Genomic DNA, 25,226 nt, shown 5'->3' with positions numbered 1-25,226 from the left:
CTAACGGTTGCGTGTTTCCACGCGCTGCAATTCCGTCTGTGGAGTTTTCTCTGAATCTGGGATATAGCTCTCGCCTACCTGCAGGGGGATGATCCGGTCATCGGGCAGACGGATCAGGATCTCGCGGCTGCCCTCATTGCCGGGCAGGACCGTTATGCTGTCCTGCATGAAATCCGCCTGCATGCTGTTAGAGTCGTTGATCCAGTAGACGGGTTCGCCGTCGCCGCCACGGATCATCCCCCGCAGACTGATATTGGGCGGGATTTCCTGCTGTTCTGGCTCAGGTTCTGGCTCTATGACGGCTATCTCTTCAGGCTCCGGTTCTGTCGCATAACGGATAGTATCAATCCTGTCCCGTTGCTCCGGAGATGTGAACAGACGGCCGAAATAGTCATCTTCACGGGCTTGCAATGTTCCTGCCAGCGTTAATAGCAGAATCATGAGCGGGCAATAGATCAGACGCGTCGACATCAGATTTTTATCTCTTCGCCATTACTCAATTTCAGGCTATACCACATTATATTACAGCTGGCACTCACATTGGTTGTTGTTGGTGACAGGTCGATCTCAGGCGAGCGCCGGCTCAGCTCGCAGTCAGATGCCGAGAAAAAACCCGCTTTTCTCTGTTCCAACCTGTCGAATAGACGCAGCAAATCGACTTCGTGAGGCATTTCGAGGCTTATTTTCATATTACTGCTGTAGATTTGAAACTTGCCTGTATTGATTGGCCATTGGTTTCGGCTTTGCTGCTGTGATTCGATTTCATAACGTAGCCCGGGTATTTTCAGGTTGTCTGTGACCTGCTGAAGGGATTCGAGCCAGTCCAGCCTTCGCTCTCCGCCAACTACACCCTGCTGGTAAAGATCGACAAAGCGGGGATAGTAATCCCGTATAAGGATTTCCTGTTCGTCAACCTTGAGATAGCGATCAGTTATCCGGCTAAATTCGGCCTGGGCACTGCGATACTCGCGTTCCATCGCAAGATTGAAAGAGTAGGCTGATATGCCAATGGCGACTGATAGCGCAAGCACAATAAGAAAAATCGTCAAGGCACCACGCAGAACGGACCAGTCTATATTTTCACGTTTCATCGGTGATTCCCTGGACGATTTTTAGTGAAAACCCGGCTTCCCCGCGGACCATATCTCCTGTCCCCTGCAACCTTGCCTCGGGGCTGACATCCAGCGGTAGAGTCAGTATCTTGACATCGTAAACACCAGGTTGCGTACGGATATCCTCAGCCAGCCGGTTAACCAGTTCAATGGCACGTCGATAGCTACCATCAAAAGGCGCCAGGGAGCCGCTTACCCGTGCCACCTGGTAATAAATATAGTCACTGTTCGCGCTTAATGCAGACGCTTCTCGGCTCGCATTGCCAGCCGGATCGGCATTCGGATCCATGCTCGCCAGCCATTTTATGGCATCAATCTGGATATCGGGAAACTCATCCATACTGCGACTTAGTGTCCGCATCAATGGCAAGGGCGAAGCCTTGTAATCTGCCATGCCTTCAACAACCTGAACCGCCGTTTTCAGGTCTTCCGGCTCCACCGGAATATTCGGCAGTCGCTCGCGCGCCATATCATATCGCTCACCATAAAATTCTGTCTTGGCCCGGGCACTGACGGTCTCCTGCTTCAGTGTCACCCCTTCTATAAACGCCAGACCACTCCAGATGAAACTGCCCAGCAAGAGAAAAAGGCTTGAGCCGAGCAGGCAATGTCGCAGACGCCTCAGCGTAAAGTAGCGTGTTTCCTGCTCACCGGCGTATATATTGCCACTGCGGTTTTTCAGTAGAAGATATACAAATACCGATTCAGAAAAGGGATCGACAAAATCTGCTTTCAGGCCAAGTTTTCCGGCAATATCCCGTAGCGTGATCTGATTATAGCTGACGCCAACCTTGTCTCTGCAGGCCGGCTCAAGCTCAGCATGCAACTTCTCGTCCGCCAGCAGATAGACCTGGACCAGTGAATCATGGTTAATCTGGCGCATGCTGCGAAGGTAGCGCAGCATCTTTTCCATTTCATCGGCTATGACCGGTGCATAGGACTCGGTGCCATAGCGCGGCAGGCGCACGAGTCGGCTGAATTTGAAGTCACCATTCTGGAAAAACGACTCACGCAGTCCCGCATTACGCTGTAGAGATACGATCAAGGCCGGCCCGGCACCATAGCCGAGTGATTTCAGAAGCTGTTTTGACAGCAGGGCAACTGAATAGATACCGGCAACGGGCACCTTTCTGGCCTCGAGACGTCTGAGCCACGGGCGTAGGAATTCATCGTCAGTCAGCGCGGAAAACACGACCCGATCATCGCGCCGGCCTTCCGTCTCACGTCCCTGAACCTCGCAATAGCTATATCTGATATTTCGAAACAGCTTTGCCTTCTTTCTGTTCAGCAGTGCCTTCCTGTCACCCCCCATGACATGGGGGATGGAGTCCAGGCGGAATTCTTCCTCGGCGACATCAGTCAGCAAATAGACAGGATCAGCAGCGTTCTCATTCAAATACTCTTCAAAAAGGCTCAGTCCCTGCTCGGATGTATCGAAGGTATAGATACCGTCCAGGGAACCGCCATTCCAGTGATACACACGCGCACGTCCCGCCGTGATAAATAGCGCCCGACGCTGGAGCAGGTCAAATCTGGACTTTAGTGATGAGATCATAAATTGGACCAAGCACGGAGAACATCACCCAGGCGATAATGGAACCAAGCACGATTGTCATGCCGGGTTCTACCATAGACTGTAGTTTTTCAATCGATTCACGCACATCACGTGTATAGAAATAGCTGACATTAAGCAGAGAGCTTTCCAGTGCACCGGTATTCTCACCAACCCGAATCATCCTAAGAACGAGTGGTGGGAAGGTATTTGTCATGGCGAAGCTTTCACTGAGACTATGGCCATCTGCAATGGACTGGCCGACTGTATGCATAGTCTCTTCAAGCACCTTGTTGCCGGCTATCGCTTCGCTGGTGCGCAAACAATCTATGATGCTGATTCCGGCCGAATACATCATGGCGAAGAAATTGATCAAGCGGGTCAGAATTATTTTTTCATAAATCGGCCCTATGATGGGGAGTTTCAATTTTATACGATCGTATTGATATCGCGCCCTGGGATTGCTCTGCACGGCAAAACCGATTGCGATCGCGGCGATAATCGGTAGACCCAGAATGATATACCAGTACTGGCTGAACACACCGGAAACGGCAATAAGCACCCTGGTATGCATCGGTAACTCCTGGCCCATGGTCTGGATAAACCTGAGCAGTTCCGGGACCAGGTAACTCATCAGGAAAAACACCACCGATATAACAACCGTGGCGACAAAGGCCGGGTACATTAGAAGTTTTTTTACATAGGAAGCCTGTTCATCCTGCCATTTCAAGTTTTCTGACAAGCTACGGAACACCTCACTCATTTCGCCGCTTTGCTCGCCGGCCTTGACCAGGTTTGCAAATACAGAGGAAAAGACTGCGGGAAAATCCTGCATGGCCTGGGATAATGTCTTGCCGCCCTCGATGGATTCCATCATCGACGAAATAACTTCTCTGAAGCGGGGGTTGTCCACGCTGTCACGCAGGTCCTGAAGACTCTCGAGCATGGGCACGCCGGAACGGGCGGTCTGTTCCATATGGAAACAAAACACGATCAGGTCGCGACGCTTGACGCCATAGCCGGCACGCCGGCGCGCCTGCTTGCTGATGTCGCGAAAATTAACCAGGTCCAGGCCCATCTTGCCGAGGCGGCCTTCCAGATCGGCACTATTGACTGCCTCCATACGACCGTTATGAAAACGGCCCTGGCCATCCATTGCTTTATATTGGAAGGTAGCCATGAAAGATATCCGCTCAGCCCTGCTTCAACCGGCTGGTCAAATCTACGACGCGACTGACCTCGTCGATACTCGTTACGCCTTCCATGACCCGGGCCGCCCCGACTTCTGCCAGTGTCCTGAAGCCCTTGGCGACCGCGAGTTTGCGGATTTCCTTTGGTGTCGCGCGACGCGCTATCAACTCGTCGATGTCCGCGTCAAAATGCAGCAGTTCCATCAGCGCTATACGTCCACGATAACCGGTGTTCTCACATTTACTGCAGCCAGTTGCCCGGTACAGCGGTTGCTCCCGTTCACTGATCTTCAGGCCCAGCAGGCCGCGTTCAAGCTCCGACATCTCGTAGGGTTCCTTGCAGTTCACGCACAGACGTCGAATGAGTCGCTGTGCCAGGATACCGATGATATTGCCCGACAGGATGTCCGGCAGAATACCGATATCCAGCAGCCGCGGAATCGCGCCGATGGCGGAGTTGGTATGCAGTGTCGAGAACACCTGATGGCCGGTCATGGCCGCGCGAAACGCCATATTGGCGGTATCCTCGTCGCGAATCTCGCCGACCAGAATGATGTCCGGATCCTGGCGCATCATGGAACGGATACCACTGGCAAAATCCAGGCGGATTGATTCATTGACCGATGTCTGGCGAATCATTGAGGTCGGGTATTCGACCGGATCCTCCAGGGTCATGATGTTAACGGATTCCGTGTTGAGATAATTCAGCAGCGAATAAAGTGTGGTCGTCTTGCCGCTGCCGGTGGGTCCCGTCACCATGATGATGCCCTCGGGGCGAGCCACCATCAGTTTGAGCAGATCCATGGCCTCCGGCTGCAGGCCCAGCTCTTCCATTGACACGATGCCACGTGAGCGATCGAGCACGCGTAGGACGATATTCTCACCATGCACGGTGGGTAGCGTGGAAACACGAAAATCGACGGTACGGCCGGACAGCGTCAGTGAAATACGGCCGTCCTGCGGTGCCCGCGTCTCGGCGATGTCCATGCCGGCCATCACCTTCAGCCTGACTGCCAGTGCCGACCAGTAGTTCTTGTGCAGGCTGCGAATCTGTCGCAATACACCATCGATGCGGTAACGAAAGCGCAGAAAGCCTTCTTCCGGCTCAAAGTGTATGTCCGAGGCATCACGTTTGACCGCATCGGACAACAGTGCATTGACCAGTCTGACCACCGGCTGGCTATACTCGTCCGATTCGGCATCCAGGCTCTGGTAGTCAATCTCGCCGGTTTCGATTTCATTCAGAATACCGTCCACGGACAGCTCAAAACCGTAAGCCCGATCTATGGCGGTCTCAATTTCACCTTCGCCGGTAAGCAGGGGAACGATCTCAACACTGTCACCAACCTCTGCGACAATCTGGTCCATTGCCACGAGGTCAAATGTATCGGCCATGGCAATGGTCAGACGCTCATTCTTGGTGTCGTAGGTCAGCGGTAACACACGGTAACGCCGGGCAATATCCTGGTGAATCAGCCTGACAGCATCGGCATCGATGATGGCATGTGATAGGTCCACACTTTCCTGGCCAAGTACACCGCCCAGAACATCGCGGATGATTGCTTCCGTGGCGAAGCCGAGCTTGACCAGTATCTTGCCCAGATGCTCTTTGCTCTTTTTCTGCTCGGTCAGGGCGATATTGACCTGGTCCGGCGTTGTAACGCCTTTCTGGACCAGAATCTCGCCGATGCGCATGGGTCTTTTGTGTGGCCCTGCGGTCACTTTATATCACCGGCCTGTCTGATTTGATTGATGCGCGCCTGCGCTGACTGACGGGTAAAGCTGATCGGCTGGTCAGTAGCCAGCTCCAGCGCGCGAACATAGTATTCAAGCGCGGTGTCGGCCTGGCCCAGGTGATCAAGACTGACCGCCAGATTATAGGCATAGTCCGCGTTGTCGCTGTCATTACTATACGCATCGAAATAGGCTTGCTGCGCCTGTGGCCAGCGCTGATTCTGCGCATAGACATTCCCCAGCGCCTGATGCAGGTAACCGGCATTCGGCTCATCGGCAAGCATGCGCTTTATACGTGCCTCACTGCTGGCCGGATCACTTTGCTGTTGCATGGAAATAAGTGCAGTACCGGCAGCACGGTCTGCTGGATTCTGCCGCAGAATATCAGCGTAATAGCGATAGGCCGCATCGAAGCGGCCCTGCTGTACCGCGATCGCACCGAGGCCCAGCAAGGCATTGCGTTCTTCCGGGTTGTCACGCAGTACACGCCGATAGAGCGTCTGCGCCTGTTCCAGGTCACCACGCCGGTAGGCGGCATAGGCCTCATTCACGGTCTGGCTTACGTCCGTACTGCCCTCTGAGCGGCTGATCTTCAGCAATGCAGGGCTCAGCTCAAGCTCCTCGATCGGCGCTTCAGCTGTTTCAGCCGCTGACGCAAGGCGACTATCATCTGCCTGCGTGGATTCAGCTGCGGGCGGTTCTGTGGCTGTAACGTTCTGTTCTGGCGTGTTGTCGAGCGCAGCTTGTTCAGTAACAGTTTCCTCATCCTCACTGTCCGTTGCGGAACGTTCCGGCACACTCTCGGTCGTCGCCGTCGCGCTGCCACTCTCAGGCAGCGCTGCTACCTGCGATGGTGCTTCAGTCGGGGTTATCAGTTCCATGGCAGGACGCTGGCGGCTTTCCATTTCTCCCGCCACTCGCGGTGAAGCGATATCGCGCACCATGGGCGTGACACTGTAGTAGTAGAAGATACCGGATGCGGTCAGGCCGATAACGATCAGCAAGACCAGTACGATTATGGTCAGCGTCGCTGATGAAGCAGTTCGCCTTGCGGCAAACACCTGCCGTGCCGCAGCCGGGCTATCAAGCTGCTCGTAACTCAGCGAGTCAGAGCCGGCACGCTTTTTGGCTGGACCACGTTCCTCACGCAATGTGTCGGTATAGGTTACTTCTTCGTTTTCTTCATTATCTTCCTTTCTGTCTGTCCCTTCTATTCCAGAATCTGTGCGCAGATGCTCATTCGTATTTATGAAAGCCTCGTTCCCCGGCTCATCAGCCTGCGTGTTATCGTCCGGTTCCAGGGACAACTCGGCATCACTATGCGCGAAGGCCGATACCGGTGCTGACTCCTGTCCCGTCACATCCAGATCCAGCTCCGCCGATACATCGTCCCGATTGAGTTCGATCAATGTCTCATCACCGGCAACGGGTGTTGTGTCTGGATGGCTTTCAGTTTCGGTCGTCGTGGCCGCGGACAGCGGCTGAGCACGTTCCAGCGCTGTCAGCTCAAGTTCTGTCCTGGGCGCTTGCCAGGTGCTGTACTGTGGCGAATCATTGCTGTCCGTTGTATCGGCTTCGGGAGTATCTGTTTTATCTTCGGCACCGATGTCTTCAAGTTGCAACGATGAATCGGCGCTGCCGGTCTGCTGATGCTCCTGCGTCTCCTGCTGTTCGCGCAAGCGTTTGGCAGCTGCCTTTTTCTCCTGCTCGGCCTTGCGCAGGGCATCCATGAGCAGACTCACTTCTTAGTCCCTCTCCGCGCTTCCCTTATCAAAACCCTGATCCAGGAACTGTCTATAATTCTCTAGATCCTGATCAAGATTGGGATTATTGACTATAACTGGTCGGAGGAAGATCACGAGTTCGCTTTTTCTAAGGCTTCTTCTCTTACTTTGAAAAGCGCGACCAAACAATGGGATCTTGGAAAGGCCGGGGATAGCATTTTCGCTTTCCACATCACGGTTTTGCATTAATCCACCGAGAACTGCTGTTTGCCCACTATTCAACCGCAACATGGATTCCATCTCACGAACGCGTATAACTGGAACAAGATTGTCTGGAATTTGAATGTCTGATGCTGCCCCGCCGTTACTCTGACTAATTTGGGCCCTAATCAAACCAATTGCGGGATCAGCGACAGCATCACGCGCCTGATCCGAAACAGTAGGACGCACATTAAGTGTAACCACACCAGAATTAGATATTTGTGGTGTTACAGCCATAACGACACCTATAGGCACCGTCCTGACTTCAGAATCCACAGTTGTTATTGCATTGGTCTGAGTCGACGTAGTGTCTGCTTCTATTTCGAAATAAACAAAATTCTCAACTGCCTTGAGAACAGCGGTCTGATTATTGAGCACCATCAGTTGCGGGCTTGATAAAACATTTGTGTTACCAAACTCTTCAAGCAAATTGATAAGCGATGAAAAATCATTGCCATCATATTCCAGTGCGAGCACGGATGATGTGCTATCTCCGCCAGTTACTGAGTTGCCTATATTAGCTGCACCAGCCCTTATAGGATTAAAAATTGTATTCGAAGCGATACTGAGAGAGCTTTCAGCTATATCTAACGCTTGCCAGTTAACGCCCGCCTCGTATTGATCGTTTAGCTCCACCTCTACAATCGTTGCTTGAATCAGAACTTGTCGTTGCGCGCTTTCTACGACGTTACTTACATGTTCTTCTATATATTCATGCTGTTTTGAGGTTGCTCGAACGTTGATTGTGCCGGCCTCGGGTGTGGCCACTATATTCGCGCTGCTGGGTATGTCGCCATCGCTACCGCGCTGCTGGCCGATCGGATCATCGATAATCGCTGCGACATTGCTGACCAGACGCTGCCAGAACAGATTGTTGGATGTACTCTGTACATCAGTGGTCGAATTATTGCCACCGCCGCGACTACCGCCGCCGCTACCGCCACCGCCACCTACAGTATCGCCTCCAGTTGTATTGATTTGTGTGGCCAGCTGGTTACCGGCCGTGGTATTGCGCGACATGTTGACGTAGTCGACGGTATAGCTTTTGAAAAAAGGTGTGTCCGGCGAAACGATGATGTTGTTGTCTTCGAATTCGTAACGTATGTCAACCTGACGGCTGATGCGATCAAGGATCTGCGGCAACGTCTGGTCGACCGCATTCAGCGTCACCAGGCCATCAATGCCCGGATACAGATCGACATTCAGATCGGCATCCCGCGCCAGCGCAAACAGCAACTCCTTGACTGGCACCTCATTGACGACGACGGTGTATTTTTCCAGGGCAGCGGCCGGCGTGGGTTCCGGCAGTACCGGTGACTGCGTGGTCACCTCCGGAATCTCGGCCTTCGGAGCGGCATCGGGATCGCTCGCTTCAATATGGCCTTCCGAGCGCGAGTATGGCTTGGGTTCGATTTCGGCGCAGCCGGCCGACAACAAAGCGCTGGCGGCAAGCAAAACCAGGAAACGACAGCTGGTAGGGTTAATCACTCAACGTCCCCTATGCGTTGTGCGAGATGACGCCATTATAGCGCCATACTTGAAAATAATTACAGTTTTTCAGTGCCTTGCAATGGTCTGTATATAATGGCCGTACATCTTTTGCAGGTCGCCCCCGGTTCCTGCGATGCTTCCAGCCAGACCTCTTCCGGTGGCAGCTTGCTCAACTGCTGACGCATGATGCTGTCGGTGAAGCTGGTGCTGGTGCCGTCCGCTGGGCTGAGCTTTTCTTCCATTGGCTTGATTTGCTCTGTTGCAATGCCGGCATACGGGTCGACCCGGGCCCAGACATTGTCGGCCGGCAACGGCTCGCGGCCGACCCTGGGTTGATGCTGTGACGCCGGGTCATCGGCGTCGTCGACAGCCAGGGGGGCCTGCTGTGGCAATACCGGCAACAGCCGGTCAGCCTGCTGATAAGCAAACATGCCCGCTGCCAGAAACAGCAGGGCGAGCATCGCCGGCATCAGGTAATGTGTCCATGGCAGTCGAAACTCGCTGTCGCGCACCGCGGCCATCACCTGGCGCCGACCGATACGCCGGGCATTGTCAGCAAATGCCGCGAGTAACGCCTTGTCAGCCAGGATATTGACACGTCGCAGCAGGCCGCGCGAGTAGCGCGCGATCCGGTTGATGGCAGCGGCCGTGAACAGGTTCTGGCCGCGGTAGCCGCTGCTGCGCAGCCGCGCGTTGAGATAATCGCGAATTTCGGCGTGGCGCAGCGATTCGAGATTGAAATGGTAGGTGATCCGCTCCTTCAGCTGACGGATTTGCGGTTTGGCGAGCATGTCGTCCAATTCCGGCTGACCGAACAGCACGATCTGGAGCAGCTTGTGCTGATTGGTTTCCAGGTTGCTCAGTAAGCGGATTTCCTCAAGCGTTGCCAGCGGCATGGCCTGGGCTTCCTCGACGAACATGACCACCTGTTTGTTGTCCGCATGGCGTTCCAACAGGTATTGCTGCAGGCTCTGCATGACCTGCAGGCGGTTGTCGGTATCCGCCACCGGCAGCTTCAGCTCGAAGGCAATGGCCTGCAGGATATTGTCCGGCGACAGGCGTGGATTGGCGAGGTAGACGATCTCGACATTCTGCGGCAACTCCAGTTCCAACATCCGGCAGAGCATGGTCTTGCCACTACCGACCTCACCCACCACCTTGATGATGCCCTCGCCGTTGCGGATGGCGTAGCCGAGCGCTTCGAGGATCGCGCCGCGGTTACCGCCGGGAAAGAACAGTGACGTATCCGGGGTAATCCTGAACGGCGGGTGCCGGAAACCGAAGTGTTCGTAGTACATTGTCAGCCCTGACCCTCTTTCTCGAGGCGCTGGATCCTGCTGTAAAGTGTAGTACGGTTGATACCGAGAAGCCGTGCCGCGCGGCTCAGATTACCCTCGCTCAGGCGCATGGCGGCGTCAATGTACTGCTGCTCCCACTGCCGCAGGCGGGTGTCCAGATCGAACCCGGGACTCTGCAAATCGTGTTCCACCGCCGCGCCACTATCATCGGCCGGTGTCTGTTCGGAAGCTGAGACGGGCTCATCGTACACCGTCGATTCGAGCTCGGCGCGCAGCGGCCCGGCGTCCACCTCGGCGCCCGGATACTTGGTCAGCAGGCGAATAACGATATTGCGCAGCTCGCGCACGTTACCCGGGAACGCGTAACTGCCGAGCTCCTCGCGCGCTGCCGGCGTCAGCCGGAACGGCTGCGCCTGTGGCGCGTAGACACGGCAGAAATAGTCCACCAGGTCCAGGCAGTCAGCGCCGCGCTCGCGCAATGGCGGCACACTCAGACTGAGCACACCGAGGCGGTGAAACAGATCCTGGCGAAAGCTGCCGTTGCGCACCTCGGCCCGCAGATCGCGGTTCGTGGCGGCAATAATCCGGCAACTTGCCTGGCGCGGCCGGGTCTCGCCGAGACGGTAATACTCACCGTTTTCCAGTACGCGCAGCAGTTTCGATTGCAGCTCCAGCGGCAGCTCGCCAATCTCGTCCAGCAACAGGCTGCCGCTACCGGCCGCCTCGAAAAAACCGGCCCGGTCGCTGGCGGCGCCGGTAAACGCCCCCCGGGCATGACCAAACAGCTGCGCCTCGAGCAGCTCCGGCGTAAACGCGGCACAGTTGATGGTCAAAAACGGCTCCTGCGCCCGGCTGCTCTCGGCATGCAATTGTCGTGCGACCAGTTCCTTGCCGCTGCCGGACTCGCCCTCGATAAGAATGGAAAACGGTGAATCGGCGAACTGACTGATGAGTGAGCGCAGCATCTGCATGGCAGTACTGTTGCCCAGCAACGCCGGTTCATCAGCGGCTGTTTCCGACTCGGCCCTGATTTCGGCATCAAGTAGCATCAGCTGATGCTGCAGACGCGTCTTCAGCAGTTCGATATCACAGGGTTTGGGTACGAAATCCACTGCCCCGAGCGTTAGCGCGTGCTGGATATTTTCTCGCTCGCTTTGCCCGGACAGAACCAGGATGCGGATCTGCCGGTTGAACGCCAACAATTCGCTGATTAGCGTGAAACCCTCATCCGGGGCATGCGGGGTAGGCGGTAACCCGAGATCGACCAGCGCCAGGGCTGGCTGTGTCTCGGCGGTTTGCAACAATGACTTGGTTTTACCACGCGTTGCCGAGGTATACACCACGTAATCATCTTCCAGCGCCAGGGCCAGCGATTCGGCGATCAAGGGATCATCATCGACCAGCAACAATACCGGTTTTTCTGGCGCGGGTGTCTTATGCACCGCTTCATTGCCGGAATACATGGAAAATGCCGCCTTAACTCGGGTAATCGATCATTCAAAATACACCCGTGACGGCTGGACGGCAATAACCGCGGCTACAGCCTGTGATTCAACACGGCGCCAAGCAATCGCGCACAAAAAAAAGGCGCTGCCAAGCAGCGCCTTTTCAAGGTTAAGTACGGTCAAGCATGACAACTAACCAGCCTTGGCCGCCTTCGGTTTTGCTTCCTTGGCATTACGGTTCTTATCAATACCGAGATTCTTCAGGATCGCCTCCGAGGCTTCCGGCTGGTTCAGCGTGTAGATATGCATCCCCGGCGCGCCACCTTCCAGCAGGGTTTCCGCCAGTTGGGTGGTCACATCAATACCGAACTCGCGTATGGATACGCGATCGTCACCGAAGTCCCGTAACCGTTTCAGGATGAAGCGCGGGATTTCTGCGCCACAGGCCTCGGAAAAACGCACCAGCTGGGTGCAGTTAATGATCGGCATGACACCCGGAACGATGGGAATATCGATACCGAGTTTCTCGCAGTCGTCGATGAAGCGGAAATACGCCTCGGCGTTATAGAAATACTGCGTGATCGCCGTATCGGCACCGGCATCCACCTTGCGCTTGAAGTTCTGCAGGTCGTGCTTGACGCTCGGCGCCTGCGGATGGACTTCCGGATAGGCGGCGACCTCAATATGAAAGTAATCGCCATATTCCTTGCGAATGAATTCGACCAGCTCGTTGGCATAACGCAGCGGTCCCATGCCCGCAGTACCTGAAGGCATATCACCGCGCAGCACGACCAGGCTCTTGATATCCTTTTCCTTGTAGGTATTCAGGATCTCCTTGATGTGATCCGTGCCATAACCGATACAGGAAATATGCGGTACACCCTCAATGCCGGTTTTCTCGCGAATATCGAGTACCGTTTCCATGGTCCGGTCGCGGGTCGTACCACCGGCGCCAAACGTCACGGAAAAGAAATCCGGATTGAACTTGGCCAGGCGTTCCTGTGCCATCTGCAGCTTGCCGGCTGCCTCGGGCGTACGCGGCGGAAAGAACTCGAAGCTGTACTTTGCCGGATACTTTTTTTGAGTCTTCATAATAGTAAGCACCTGCTTTGAAGTTTGAATCAGTAAACACCGCCCCGTCGGCTGACGGGGCGGCTTTTACGAACAAAGCTTCAAGGCTTAGTAGCGATAGTGCTCCGGCTTGAACGGGCCGTCGACGGTAACGCCGATATAGTCCGCCTGCTCCTTCGTGAGCTTGGTCAGGTTGGCGTTGATCTTCTTCAGATGCAGTTCGGCAACCTTCTCGTCCAGCTTCTTCGGCAACATGTAAACCTTGTTTTCATACTTGCCGTCGTTGTTCCAGAGCTCGATCTGGGCCAGCGTCTGGTTGGTGAAGCTGTTGGACATCACGAAGGACGGATGGCCGGTGGCGCAGCCCAGGTTTACCAGGCGACCGCGGGCCAGCAGGATGATGCGCTTGCCGTCTTCGAAGATGACGTGATCAACCTGGTCCTTGATGTTGTCCCACTTGCACTTCTGCTCCAGCGTAGCAACGTCGATCTCGTTGTCGAAGTGGCCGATGTTACAGACGATGGCCTGTTCCTTCATCTTAGACATGTCATCATAAGTAATGACGTTGTAGTTGCCGGTGGCGGTCACAAAGATGTCACAGTGCGGAATCGCTTCTTCCATGGTGACAACCTTGAAGCCTTCCATCGCCGCCTGCAGGGCACAAATCGGGTCAACTTCAGTGATCCAGACGATGGCGCCCAGGTTACGCAGTGACTGCGCGGAACCCTTACCGACGTCACCATAACCGGCAACAACGGCGGTCTTGCCGGCGATCATTACGTCGGTCGCACGCTTGATGCTGTCGACCAGCGACTCACGGCAACCATACAGGTTGTCAAACTTGGACTTGGTCACCGAGTCGTTGACGTTGATGGCCGGGAAGTTAAGCGTACCGTCCTTCATCATGCGATAAAGGCGGGCAACACCGGTGGTGGTTTCCTCGGTCACGCCCTTGATGTTCTTGGCGATCTCGGTGTAGAAACCCGGCTTGTCCTTTAGGCGCTTCTTGATAGCGGCGAACAGGTACTTCTCTTCGTCGTTCGAGGGATTCTCGACGATCGACGGATCCTGCTCGGCCTTGGCACCCAGGGTAACCAGCAACGTGGCGTCACCACCGTCGTCCAGGATCATGTTCGGCGTACCGCCGTCATGCCATTCCATAATCTTATGGGTGAATTCCCAGTACTCTTCCATGCTCTCGCCCTTGTAGGCGAAAACCGGCGTACCACCAGCGGCAATTGCGGCGGCGGCGTGGTCCTGGGTCGAGTAGATGTTGCAGGAAGCCCAGCGCACATCGGCGCCCAGCGCCTTCAGGGTTTCGATCAGCACAGCCGTCTGAATGGTCATGTGCAGCGAACCGGCGATCTTGGCGCCCTTGAGCGGCTGCTTGCTGGCGTATTCCTCGCGGGTGGCAACCAGACCCGGCATTTCGGTTTCCGCAATGGCGATTTCCTTGCGACCGAAACTGGCCTGGTTGATGTCCTTAATATGGTAATCCTGTTCTTTCAGGACTTTGTCTGCGACAGCGTTCATCGTTAGTAATCTCCATAAACGATTCACGAGCGACGTTTGAATATTTAATGTCCGTGTCACCAAGCCTGGCCCGACCCCACAATCAGCCTTCAATCTACAAAGCGGATTGTGGGGTCGGGTTGCAACGCTCCTTGGCGCCCGGACCCTATTTCTATGCTGCCTGTGGCAGCCTGCAGGCGCCCGGCATAACCGGGCGATTCAAATCGCGCAGCGAACTGCGCGCCTGCTAATAATATTAACCGTTAGCGGCAGCCTTGCCACCGACGGCATCGCGCAATGCATCGGCGCGGTCGGTCTTTTCCCAGGTGAATTCGTCACGACCAAAGTGGCCATAGGCGGCGGTCGGACGGTAACCCGGTTTCAGCAGATCCAGCATCTTGATGATGCCATACGGACGCAGGTCGAAGACCTCGCGGATGGCGCCTTCCAGCTGCTTGCTGTCGACCTTGCCGGTACCGAAAGTATCGACGTGAACCGAGGTCGGTTCGGCAACACCGATGGCGTAAGACAGCTGAATCTCGCACTTGTCGGCCAGGCCGGCGGCGACGACGTTCTTGGCGACGTAGCGCGCGGCATAGGCAGCAGAGCGGTCAACCTTGGACGGGTCCTTGCCGGAGAAAGCACCACCACCGTGACGGGCCATACCACCGTAGGTATCAACAATAATCTTGCGGCCGGTCAGACCACAGTCACCCAGCGGGCCACCGACAACGAAACGGCCGGTCGGGTTAATGTGATACTCGGTTTCCTTGGTCAGCCATTCGGTCGGCAGCACCGGCTTGATGATCTGTTCCATGACAGTGTCATGAATGGTCTTGTCATCAACTTCGTCGCTATGCTGGGTCGACAGCACGACGGCGGTGATACCGGCCGGCTTGCCATCTTCATAACGCACGGAAACCTGGCTCTTGGCGTCGGGACGCAGCCAGTCGACACCGTTCTTGCGAATCTCGGTCTGCTTGCGCACCAGCTGATGCGACAGATCGATCGGCATCGGCATCAGATGCTCGGTTTCCTTGCAGGCATAGCCAAACATGATGCCCTGGTCGCCGGCACCCATCTTTTCGGGGTCCTCGCGATCAACGCCCTGGTTGATATCGGCGGACTGCTTGCCGAGCGCGTTCAGGACGGCGCAGGTATCGGCATCGAAGCCCATGTCGGAGCTGGTGTAACCGATGTCGCGGATAACGTCGCGAATCAGGTCTTCGGTTTCAATGTGCACGCCCGGCTGAACCTTGATCTCGCCGGCGACCATCGCCAGGCCAGTCTTGGTCAGCGTCTCACAGGCAACGCGGGCATTCGGGTCCTGCTCAAGGTAAGCGTCCAGAATGGCATCGGAGATCTGGTCACTCATTTTATCCGGGTGACCTTCACCAACGGATTCGGAGGTAAATACGTAACTATCGGCCATGAATCTATTCCATGTTTGAATTAATTTAGGCCGAGCAGTATATCGTATTTATTCGACAATTTCATTTCAGTTCTATGTAATTCAGGGTATCCTGAGACCTAACTGACTGATTTATATGCTAATAAAATGTATAGGGCCCTATTAAAGTTCTGACCTGGAGGTAGTATGAGCCTGACCGAGACACCCGTCTGCGAATTTGGCCAACCGGCACCTGAATTCAGCCTCAAAGGCGTTGATGAAAAGGAGTGGACACTTACCGACTGTGCCGGCGAGCGGGGTACGCTGGTGATGTTCATCTGCAACCACTGCCCCTATGTAAAAGCCATCATCGACCGGCTCGTGCGCGACACCCGCGAATTGCGCAACCTGGGCGCCGGCGCCGTGGCCATCATGCCGAACGACAGCGACAACTATCCCGAAGACAGCTTCGCTAATATGCAGCGCTTCGCGCGCGAGCACGATTTCCATTTTCCCTACCTGATCGACCAGACCCAGGAAGTCGCGCGTGCCTACGGCGCCGTCTGTACGCCGGACTTCTTCGGCTACAACGCCGATCTCGGCCTGCAATACCGCGGCCGGCTCGACGCCAGCAAAACCGAGCCGGCACCGGGCGACGCCCGGCGTGAGCTGTTCGAGGCGATGAAACAGGTGGCCGAGACCGGGCAGGGACCCGCCGATCAGATCCCGAGCATGGGCTGCTCGATTAAATGGCGATAGTCCACTCGCTTATTGGCTGGTAAGCCGGTTGCTGTGCAACCGGCCGGCCGTTCTTCCAGCAACCAGTGCCAGCTTCTTCTTGCCCACACACCGCGGCTGAGCGAAAATAGGCGGTTTTCAGGACAGGCAGGGTTACCTCTTCACATACCCGCTGACAGACTGACTGGCGGCTGGCGCAATTTCACCCGAAGAACAAGCCACGGCACTGCGGGTTCAACGGCCCGATTCAGTCACCCCTGCCCCAAATAATGACGAACGCTAACGCTTAACCATGGGACAGGAGTCAGTTATGCCCTCCAGGCGCGAACTCGCCAATGCCATCCGCGCGCTCAGTATGGACGCCGTACAACAGGCCAAATCCGGCCACCCGGGCGCGCCCATGGGCATGGCCGACATCGCCGAGGTACTGTGGAACGACTACCTGCGCCATAACCCGGCCAACCCGAACTGGACCGACCGCGACCGTTTCGTGCTGTCGAACGGCCACGGTTCGATGCTGCTGTACTCGCTGCTGCACCTGACCGGCTACGGCCTGCCCCTGGAAGAACTGAAAAATTTCCGCCAGCTGCATTCGCAAACACCGGGCCACCCGGAATTCGGCTACACGCCCGGCGTCGAGACCACCACCGGTCCGCTCGGCCAGGGCCTGGCCAACGCGGTCGGCATGGCAATCGCCGAGCGCACGCTGGCGGCGCAATTCAACCGCGACGACTTCGATATTGTCGACCATTACACCTACGTGTTCATGGGTGACGGCTGCCTGATGGAGGGCATCTCGCACGAGGTCTGTTCGCTCGCCGGTACCCTGAAACTGGGTAAGCTGATCGGCTTCTACGACAGCAACAACATCTCCATCGATGGCGAGATCGAGGGCTGGTTTACTGACGACACGGTCAAACGCTTCGAGGCCTATGGCTGGCACGTCATCGGTGGCGCCGACGGCAAGGGCATCGACGGCCACGACGCCGACGCGGTGAAAAAGGCCATCGAGGCAGCCCGCGCCGAGACCGAACGGCCATCGCTCATCGTCTGCCGCACCGTCATTGGCTATGGCGCACCGAACAAGCAGGGCAAGGAATCCAGCCACGGCGCGCCGCTGGGCGAGGACGAAATCCAGCTGGCACGCGAACAGCTCGAATGGCCGCACCCGGCCTTCGAGGTACCGGCGGAAATCTACGCCGCCTGGGACGCCCAGACCCGCGGCGTGGCACTGGAATCCGATTGGACCGTCAAGTACAACACCTGGAAGAAGAGCTATCCCGAACTCGCCGCCGAGTTCGAACGCCGCCAGCGCGGCGAACTGCCGGAGAACTGGGCCGACACGGTCGCCACCTACGTCCATACCTGTGCCGACAAGGGCGAGACGATCGCCAGCCGCAAGGCCTCGCAGAACACGCTCGACGCCTACGGCCCGGCGCTGACAGAACTGATCGGCGGCTCGGCGGACCTGGCCGGTTCCAACAACACCATCTGGTCGGGTTCGACGACCAACAGCGCCGACACCCCGGCCGGCAACTATCTCTACTATGGCGTGCGCGAATTCGGCATGACCGCGATCAACAACGGGCTGGCGCTGCATGGCGGCTTCATCCCCTACGGCGGCACGTTCCTGATCTTTTCCGACTATGCACGCAATGCCATCCGCATGTCGGCGCTGATGAAACAGCGCAATATTCACGTGCTGACGCACGACTCGATTGGCCTCGGCGAGGACGGTCCGACCCACCAGGCGGTCGAACAGGCCGGTTCGCTGCGCCTGATTCCGAACCTGTCGGTGTGGCGGCCGTGTGACACGGTCGAGACGGCAGTGGCCTGGCAACACGCCATCGCCCGCAATGACGGCCCGACCGCGCTGCTGCTGTCGCGCCAGAACCTGGCCCACCAGCCGCGCAACGAGGCCCAGCTGGCGGATATCTCGCGCGGCGGCTACGTACTGGTGGATGGCGACGGCGAACCGGAACTGATCCTGATCGCCACCGGTTCGGAGGTGCAACTGGCGGCGGATGTCGCCCGCCAGCTCAACGACCAGGGGCGGCGCGTGCGCGTCGTGTCGATGCCCTGCACCGACCTGTTCGACGCCCAGGATTCGACCTACCGCGAGGCGGTGTTGCCAACAAGCTGCCGCCAGCGTATCGCCATCGAGGCCGGCAGCGCCGACTACTGGTACAAGTACGTCGGCCTCGACGGTCGCGTGCTCGGCATGCGCAGCTTTGGTGAATCGGCGCCGGCCAGTGACGTATTCGAATACTTCGGCTTCACCGAAACGAAACTCATCGAGATGGTCGACGCGTTCACCGCAAATTAAAAGTTACCGCAGGGGCACAGCTTCACGGCGCGAACAGGCTGAAGAAGTTCGCCTGGCAAGCCGGGCTCCTGCACAGGGATTCAATCAAGAGGATATAGAACAATGCCCATCAAGGTTGCAATCAACGGCTACGGCCGCATTGGCAGAAACGTGCTGCGGGCGGTCTATGAGACCGGGCGCACGAACGACATCCAGATCGTCGGCATCAACGATCTCGGCGATGCCGGCGTCAACGCGCACCTGACCCGCCATGACAGCGCCCACGGCAAGTTCCCCGGCACGGTCGAGGTCGACGGCGACCACATGGTGGTCAACGGCGATCGCATCCATGTCAGCTCCGAACGCGACCCGGCCAACTGCCCCTGGCGCGAACTGGGTGTCGACCTGGTCATGGAGTGCACCGGCCTGTTCACAAGCAAGGCCAAGGCCGGCGCGCACATCGACGCCGGCGCGAAGAAGGTCGTCATTTCTGCGCCCGGTGACAAGGACGTCGACGCCACGATCGTCTACGGCGTCAATCATGAAACACTCAAGGCCAGCGACACGGTGATCTCGAACGCTTCCTGCACCACCAACTGCCTGGCGCCACTGGTCAAGCCGCTGCACGAAGCGATCGGCGTCGAAAGCGGCATCATGACCACGATCCACTCGTACACCAACGACCAGGTGCTGACCGATGTCTATCACAAGGATCTGCGCCGCGCACGCAGTGCCACGCAGTCGCTGATCCCGACCAAGACCGGCGCCGCGGCCGCGGTCGGCCTGGTGCTGCCGGATCTCAACGGCAAGCTTGATGGCTTCGCCGTGCGCGTGCCGACCATCAACGTATCGATGGTCGATCTGTCTTTCCAGGCCTCACGTGCCACCAGCAAGGACGAGGTCGACCAGGTACTGCGCGACGCTGCCAACGGCCCGCTGCAGAATATATTAATGATCAATGATGAGCCGCTGGTGTCGATCGACTTCAACCACAACCCGGCTTCCTCAACCTATGACGCGGCGCTGACCAAGGTGCTGGGCGGCACACAGGTCAAGGTGATTGCCTGGTATGACAACGAGTGGGGTTTTTCCAATCGCATGATCGATACCTCGATCGCGCTGATGGCGGCGAAATGACGCACCGCCGGCTGACGGGACAAGACAGGGATGTTCGGCCATACACACTTAACAATGTTTTGATTCAATAACGGGCTATCGCCATGACGCATATGCATACCAAGGATGTCCTCAAGCTGTCGGACCTGGATATGTCCGACAAGAAGGTATTGATGCGGGTGGATTTCAACGTGCCCATCAGTCACGAAGGCGAAAGCCACGTCTCTGACGACACCCGTATCCGCGCCAGCCTGCCGGCCATCGAGGAGCTGCTCGAAGCCGGCGCCGCCGTGATGCTGGTTTCGCACCTCGGCCGACCGAAGGACGGCGAGCGCGATCCGGAACTGTCGCTGGCGCCGGTGGCAAAACGCCTGGCGGAGCTGCTCGGTCGCGACGTGCCGCTGATAGAGGACTGGATTCATGGTATCGACGTCGAACCCGGCCAGGTGGTGATGTGCGAGAACGTCCGCTTTGAAAAGGGCGAAACCGAGGACGACGAGGATCTGGCCCGGCACATGGCCGCGCTCTGCAACGTCTACGTCAACGACGCCTTCGGCACGGCGCACCGGGCCCAGGCCTCAACCTCCGGCGTTGCCAAGTATGCGCCGGTGGCCGTCGCCGGGCCGCTGATGCTGGCGGAACTGAACGCCCTGAGCAAGGCGCTGGACGAGCCGGCGCGGCCATTGCTGGCGATCGTCGGCGGCGCCAAGGTGTCCGGCAAGCTGGACCTGCTGGACCAGATGATCGACAAGGTCGACCAGTTGATCGTCGGCGGCGGCATCGCCAACACCTTCATGAAGGCCGCCGGCCTGCCGATCGGCAACTCCCTGCACGAGGCCGACCTGGTCGACAGCGCAGCGGCCATGCTGAAAAAGGCCGAACAGGCCGGCAGTGAGATTCCGCTGCCCAGCGACGTCGTCGTGGCAAAGGAATTCAGCGCCGACGCCGAGGCGACGACGAAAAAAGTCGCCGACATCGCCGACGATGACCTGATCCTCGACGTTGGTCCGGAGACCGCTGCACGCCTGGCACAGATGGCCGGCGGCGCCGGCACGATCATTTGGAACGGGCCGCTGGGCGTGTTCGAATTCGACCGCTTCGCCGCTGGCACGCGCACGCTGGCCGACGCCATTGTGGCCAGCAACGCGTTCTCGATCGCCGGCGGCGGTGACACGGTCGCGGCCATCGCCAGGTTCGGACTCTCCGACCGGGTGTCCTACATCTCCACCGGCGGCGGCGCATTCCTCGAATTTCTGCAGGGCGACACCCTCCCGGCGATCGCCATGCTTGAGGAGTCGGCCCGCGCTTGGGCTGCCATGGAACGCGCGCGGGAATACTAAGTTAAAACCGAAACCGCCAATGAACGCGAATTAACGCAAATGTTTTTTCATAGCCAGATATGATGAACAACAACAATGTAAGGGCCGCAAGCACTCCTGTGACAGAGTCTGAACCGAAATATTCCCATTTTCAGTATTTGCGTTTATTCGTGTTCATTGGCGGTTCATATACAAGCTGATCTACCGCATACGGAATAACAAACTACACTCAATGAGACGCACGAAAATCATCGCCACACTCGGCCCGGCCACTGACGACCCGGCCACCATCGATCGCCTGCTGGATGCCGGCGTCGATCTGTTCCGGCTCAACTATTCCCACCAGGACCAGGCCGAGCACGCCAAGCGCATGCAGACCATCCGCGAGCGCACCGCCGCGCGCGGTGTCGAGATCGGCGTGATCGCTGACCTGCAGGGGCCGAAGATTCGTCTCGAGCGTTTCGTCAACGACAAGGTCAACCTGCGCGACTCGGCCACGTTCGTCATCAACACCGAGCTGCCCAGCCATCTCGGCGACGAAAGCCAGGTTGGCGTCAGCTACAAGGACCTGCCCCGGGACGTGAAGGCCGGCGACACGCTGCTGGTCGATGACGGCCGCATCGTGTTGCGGGTCAAGGACGTCACCGGCAACGAGGTTTCCTGCGAGGTCATGCTCGGCGGCGAACTGACCGGCAACAAGGGGCTGAACCGGCTCGGCGGCGGGCTGTCGGCGACGGCACTTACCGACAAGGACAAATCCGACCTGATCCATGCCGTCGATCTCGGCGTCGACTACGTCGCGATCTCCTTCCCGCGCACCGCCGACGACATCAACGAGGCGCGTGAACTGCTCAAGGATGCGGGCAGCAATGCCGGCATCATCGCCAAGATCGAGCGCGCCGAGGCGCTGGATCATGTCGAGGAGATCGTCGAGGTGTCCGACGCCATCATGATCGCGCGCGGCGATCTCGGCGTGGAAATCGGCGACGCCGCGCTGCCGCCGGCGCAGAAGCGCCTGATCAAGATCGCCCGCGAAATGGATCGTGCCGTGATCACCGCCACGCAGATGATGGAATCGATGATCGAGCACCAGATGCCGACCCGCGCCGAGGTCTTCGACGTCGCCAACGCCGTGCTCGACGGCACCGACGCGGTCATGCTGTCGGCCGAGACCAGCATTGGCCGCTACCCGGACAAGGCCGTCGCCGCCATGTCGCGCATCTGTGCCGAGACCGAGAAGCAGCGCATGGCGCGCATCTCCGATCACCGCATCAACCAGCGCTTCGAGCGCATCGACGAGGCCATCGCCATGTCGACCATGTACGCGGCCAACCACATCGGCGCCCGCGCCATCGCCGCGCTGACCGAGACCGGTTCGACCTGCGTGTGGATGTCGCGCATCAGTTCGGGCATCCCGATTTTTGCCTTCACCCGCCACGTCGGCACGCAGCGCAAGATGAAGCTGTTCCGCGGCGTTTACCCGATCGGCTTCGATATCACCCATGCCGATCCGCTGGAGGCGAACAAGGACATGATCGAGATTCTCATGAGCCGCGGCATCGTCAAGAACAACGACATCGTCATCATCACCAAGGGCGACCTGCGTGGCGCCCGTGGCGGTACCAATAACATGAAAATCCTGCGCGTCGGCGAGGCGCTCGAGCACTCCATCTAGGCCCCGGCCGGGTGCATGGCTGGAAGTCGGCGGCCACGGTTTATATACTCGGGCCGGCAGGGCTGATAGCCGGTGAGACTATAGAGAGACGCTATCAGCAAACCGCGAGCTATTGGCTTAAACCAACGAGGTACCACAGAACATGAGTACGAACGATCTCACCGGGATTGCCCAGAAGATGGTCGAGAAGGGCAAGGGCATCCTCGCCATCGACGAGAGCACCGGCACCATCAAGAAACGCTTCGACAGCATCAACGTCGAGTCAACCGAGGAGACGCGCCGCGCCTACCGCGAGCTGCTGATCACCACCCCCGGCGGCAACGACTACGTCAGCGGCATGATCCTGTACGACGAGACCATTCGCCAGAAAACCGCCGACGGCACACCGTTCACCAAAGCGCTGGTCGACCAAGGCATCATGCCCGGCATCAAGGTCGACACCGGCGCCAAGGACCTGGCCGGCCATCCGGACGAGAAAGTCACCGAGGGCCTCGACGGCCTGCGCGAACGGCTGAACGAATACGTCGAACTCGGCGCCAAGTTTGCCAAGTGGCGCGCCGTCATCACCATCGGCGACCACATTCCCAGCCAGGCCTGCATCGAGGCCAACTGCCACGCGCTGGCGCGCTACGCCGCGCTGTGCCAGGAAGCCGGCCTGGTGCCGATGGTCGAACCGGAAACCCTGATGGACGCCGACAACACGATCGAGCGCTGCTTCAACGTCACCGAGCGCACGCTGCACACACTGTTCGATCAACTCTATCGCCAGGGCGTCTCCATCGAGCACACGATCCTGAAGGTCAACATGGTGGTCTCCGGCAAGCAATGCCCGACCCAGGCGGAGCCGGACCAGGTCGCCGATCTGACGGTGAAGTGCCTGAAGAACACCGTACCGGCATCGCTACCCGGCATCGTCTTCCTGTCCGGCGGCCAGAGCGCGGCCAAGGCCACCGAACACCTGAACCTGATGAACCGCAAGTACACCGATCTGCCGTGGCCGCTGTCATTCTCCTATGGCCGCGCTCTGCAGGAGCCCTGCCTCAAGGCCTGGAGTGGCAATCCCGACAACGTCCAGGAAGCCCAGAAGATCCTCCTGCACCGTGAGAAGTGCAACGGCCTGGCCACTCTCGGCAAGTACGACGCCAGCGCCGAAAAGGCGGCCTGAGGTTCAGGGACCGGTATTGTTCTCAAGCGAGAGCAGGGCCGGCCAGAATGAAACCGCGAATGAGCGCGAATACACGCAAATCACTTGGTCTGGATGGTTAATTGGTGACTGGTGATTGGCAAGGCCCGCCATTGTGGGAGCGGATTAAAATCCGTACACCCTTTAGTTCATGTTTCGCCGACTGAAGTCGGCCCCTGCAATGGTGTAGTCATTTGCGTTTATTCGCGTGCATTCGCGGTAATTTCCCAGGTAAAGACCCATGTCCGACGATCCCAGCCCCGATGATCTGCCGCCCGAGGCGCGCCCGGCCTACGAGGCCTATCTCGCCATGAGCGAGACCAAGCAGGCCTACTTCAGCTTCATGGTAGAGCTGGACGAGAAGTACAAACAGGGCGGCGAAGCGACGATCGCCGAAAATCTCAAGCTGGAGCAGCTGCTCGATGCCCACGACGAACAGGTGAAGGCCTTCAACAAAGCCATGGCGGACTGCAAGAATATGGACGCAGCCGTGCGCAACCAGCTGATCGCCGCCATGGGCGGCGGCAAACCGGGCCAATAACCATGGATGAACAAACGCTGGAACAGTACCGGCAGTTATTGCTCGACTACCGCCAACAGCTGGAAGAACTGGCCGAGACGCGCAAAGACGCCAGCAGCACCGTGGAACTCGACCAGACCCGCACCGGCCGGCTGTCACGCATGGACGCCCTGCAGGGCCAGGCCATGGCCCAGGCCGGCCAGCAACGCGCCGAGGCCGAACTGAGAGCGATCGGCGCCGCGCTTGAACGCATCGACGACGGCAGTTTCGGCGAATGCTTCGACTGCGGCGAGGAAATTGCCGAAGGACGGCTCAGGGCCAACCCGACGGTTACGCTCTGCATCAAGTGCGCCGAAGCGAAGGAATGAATTGGGACCGCGAATGAACGCGACTGATTATTTTGCAGGAGCCGACTTCAGTCGGCGAAACATGAACTAAAGAGTGCGCGGATTTCGGAGGGAGACCGGATTACCGGGTATATTTCATTCACCCCCATGTACGGGTCGGAGACATCGGTAACACATTAAACCGGGGACATGGGTTACACATTCAAGCTGGGCGGATGACCCGGCCCAGTCGTGTATCCAGTA

20 protein-coding genes and 1 riboswitch are annotated in these 25,226 nt (G+C 57.8%); of the genes, 8 read left to right on the top strand and 12 right to left on the bottom strand.

The window, feature by feature from the left end; genetic code table 11:
* The 12 genes from J2T55_RS12125 to metK all read right to left on the bottom strand — a co-directional run bounded on the left by J2T55_RS12125 (position 1) and on the right by metK (position 15,822).
* Positions 1–471 (bottom strand): hypothetical protein, encoded by a 471-nt coding sequence (locus J2T55_RS12125; protein WP_259057335.1) that lies wholly within the window; start codon positions 469–471, stop codon positions 1–3.
* Positions 471–1,091, bottom strand: coding sequence for a hypothetical protein (locus J2T55_RS12120; protein WP_259057333.1), 621 nt, complete (start codon positions 1,089–1,091; stop codon positions 471–473). The genes J2T55_RS12125 and J2T55_RS12120 overlap by 1 nt, the downstream gene beginning before the upstream one ends.
* Positions 1,081–2,592: a hypothetical protein gene (locus tag J2T55_RS12115; RefSeq protein WP_259057331.1), complete on the bottom strand. Its 1,512-nt coding sequence runs from the start codon at positions 2,590–2,592 to the stop codon at positions 1,081–1,083. Before J2T55_RS12115 ends, J2T55_RS12120 begins: the two co-directional genes overlap by 11 nt.
* A 46-nt stretch (positions 2,593–2,638) precedes the next feature.
* The gene (locus J2T55_RS12110) at positions 2,639–3,844 is read right to left on the bottom strand and encodes a type II secretion system F family protein (protein ID WP_259057329.1); all 1,206 of its coding nucleotides are present in this window, start codon (positions 3,842–3,844) and stop codon (positions 2,639–2,641) included.
* Positions 3,845–3,857: 13 nt separating this feature from the next.
* A complete protein-coding gene (locus J2T55_RS12105; protein ID WP_259057379.1) occupies positions 3,858–5,549 on the bottom strand; it encodes a GspE/PulE family protein in 1,692 nt (563 codons plus the stop codon).
* A gap of 23 nt (positions 5,550–5,572) precedes the next feature.
* On the bottom strand, positions 5,573–7,330 hold the full coding sequence (locus J2T55_RS12100; protein WP_259057326.1) for a tetratricopeptide repeat protein: 1,758 nt from the start codon (positions 7,328–7,330) through the stop codon (positions 5,573–5,575).
* Positions 7,331–7,333: 3 nt separating this feature from the next.
* Positions 7,334–9,061, bottom strand: a complete 1,728-nt coding sequence (locus tag J2T55_RS12095) for a type II secretion system protein GspD (protein ID WP_259057324.1) — start codon at positions 9,059–9,061, stop codon at positions 7,334–7,336.
* A gap of 59 nt (positions 9,062–9,120) precedes the next feature.
* Positions 9,121–10,362, bottom strand: coding sequence for an ExeA family protein (locus tag J2T55_RS12090; protein ID WP_259057321.1), 1,242 nt, complete (start codon positions 10,360–10,362; stop codon positions 9,121–9,123).
* Between the two features lie 2 nt (positions 10,363–10,364).
* A complete protein-coding gene (locus tag J2T55_RS12085; RefSeq protein ID WP_259057320.1) occupies positions 10,365–11,825 on the bottom strand; it encodes a sigma-54-dependent transcriptional regulator in 1,461 nt (486 codons plus the stop codon).
* Positions 11,826–11,999: 174 nt separating this feature from the next.
* Positions 12,000–12,899, bottom strand: a complete 900-nt coding sequence (metF, locus tag J2T55_RS12080; RefSeq protein WP_259057317.1) for a methylenetetrahydrofolate reductase [NAD(P)H] — start codon at positions 12,897–12,899, stop codon at positions 12,000–12,002.
* A gap of 87 nt (positions 12,900–12,986) precedes the next feature.
* Entirely contained in the window at positions 12,987–14,411 is a 1,425-nt protein-coding gene (ahcY, locus tag J2T55_RS12075; RefSeq protein ID WP_259057315.1) for an adenosylhomocysteinase, read from the bottom strand.
* Positions 14,412–14,431: 20 nt separating this feature from the next.
* Positions 14,432–14,550: riboswitch (S-adenosyl-L-homocysteine riboswitch) on the bottom strand.
* Positions 14,551–14,646: 96 nt separating this feature from the next.
* Positions 14,647–15,822 carry a methionine adenosyltransferase gene (gene metK, locus J2T55_RS12070; protein ID WP_259057313.1) on the bottom strand — a complete coding sequence of 392 codons (1,176 nt, stop codon included), beginning with the start codon at positions 15,820–15,822 and terminating at the stop codon, positions 14,647–14,649.
* 165 nt (positions 15,823–15,987) lie between these two features.
* On the opposite strand from metK, the gene J2T55_RS12065 reads away from it, so the two are divergent.
* The 8 genes from J2T55_RS12065 (at position 15,988) to J2T55_RS12030 (ending at position 25,004) form a co-directional block, all read left to right on the top strand.
* Entirely contained in the window at positions 15,988–16,539 is a 552-nt protein-coding gene (locus tag J2T55_RS12065) for a thioredoxin family protein (protein ID WP_259057311.1), read from the top strand.
* A 289-nt stretch (positions 16,540–16,828) separates the two neighbouring features.
* Positions 16,829–18,844, top strand: coding sequence for a transketolase (gene tkt / locus J2T55_RS12060; protein WP_259057309.1), 2,016 nt, complete (start codon positions 16,829–16,831; stop codon positions 18,842–18,844).
* Positions 18,845–18,946: 102 nt separating this feature from the next.
* Positions 18,947–19,960, top strand: a complete 1,014-nt coding sequence (gene gap, locus J2T55_RS12055) for a type I glyceraldehyde-3-phosphate dehydrogenase (RefSeq protein ID WP_259057308.1) — start codon at positions 18,947–18,949, stop codon at positions 19,958–19,960.
* An 83-nt stretch (positions 19,961–20,043) separates the two neighbouring features.
* On the top strand, positions 20,044–21,279 hold the full coding sequence (locus J2T55_RS12050; RefSeq protein ID WP_310521989.1) for a phosphoglycerate kinase: 1,236 nt from the start codon (positions 20,044–20,046) through the stop codon (positions 21,277–21,279).
* A 211-nt stretch (positions 21,280–21,490) separates the two neighbouring features.
* Positions 21,491–22,933 (top strand): pyruvate kinase, encoded by a 1,443-nt coding sequence (gene pyk / locus J2T55_RS12045; RefSeq protein WP_259057306.1) that lies wholly within the window; start codon positions 21,491–21,493, stop codon positions 22,931–22,933.
* A gap of 142 nt (positions 22,934–23,075) precedes the next feature.
* Complete coding sequence (locus tag J2T55_RS12040; protein WP_259057298.1) at positions 23,076–24,098, top strand: class I fructose-bisphosphate aldolase; 1,023 nt, start codon at positions 23,076–23,078, stop codon at positions 24,096–24,098.
* Between the two features lie 259 nt (positions 24,099–24,357).
* Complete coding sequence (locus tag J2T55_RS12035; protein WP_259057296.1) at positions 24,358–24,657, top strand: hypothetical protein; 300 nt, start codon at positions 24,358–24,360, stop codon at positions 24,655–24,657.
* 2 nt (positions 24,658–24,659) lie between these two features.
* On the top strand, positions 24,660–25,004 hold the full coding sequence (locus J2T55_RS12030) for a TraR/DksA family transcriptional regulator (protein ID WP_259057294.1): 345 nt from the start codon (positions 24,660–24,662) through the stop codon (positions 25,002–25,004).
* Positions 25,005–25,226: the final 222 nt, after the last annotated feature.

It is taken from the genome of Methylohalomonas lacus, assembly GCF_024808875.1.
Classification (GTDB): Bacteria; Pseudomonadota; Gammaproteobacteria; order Methylohalomonadales; family Methylohalomonadaceae; genus Methylohalomonas; species Methylohalomonas lacus.
This window is presented reverse-complemented; position numbering and strand designations above follow the sequence as displayed.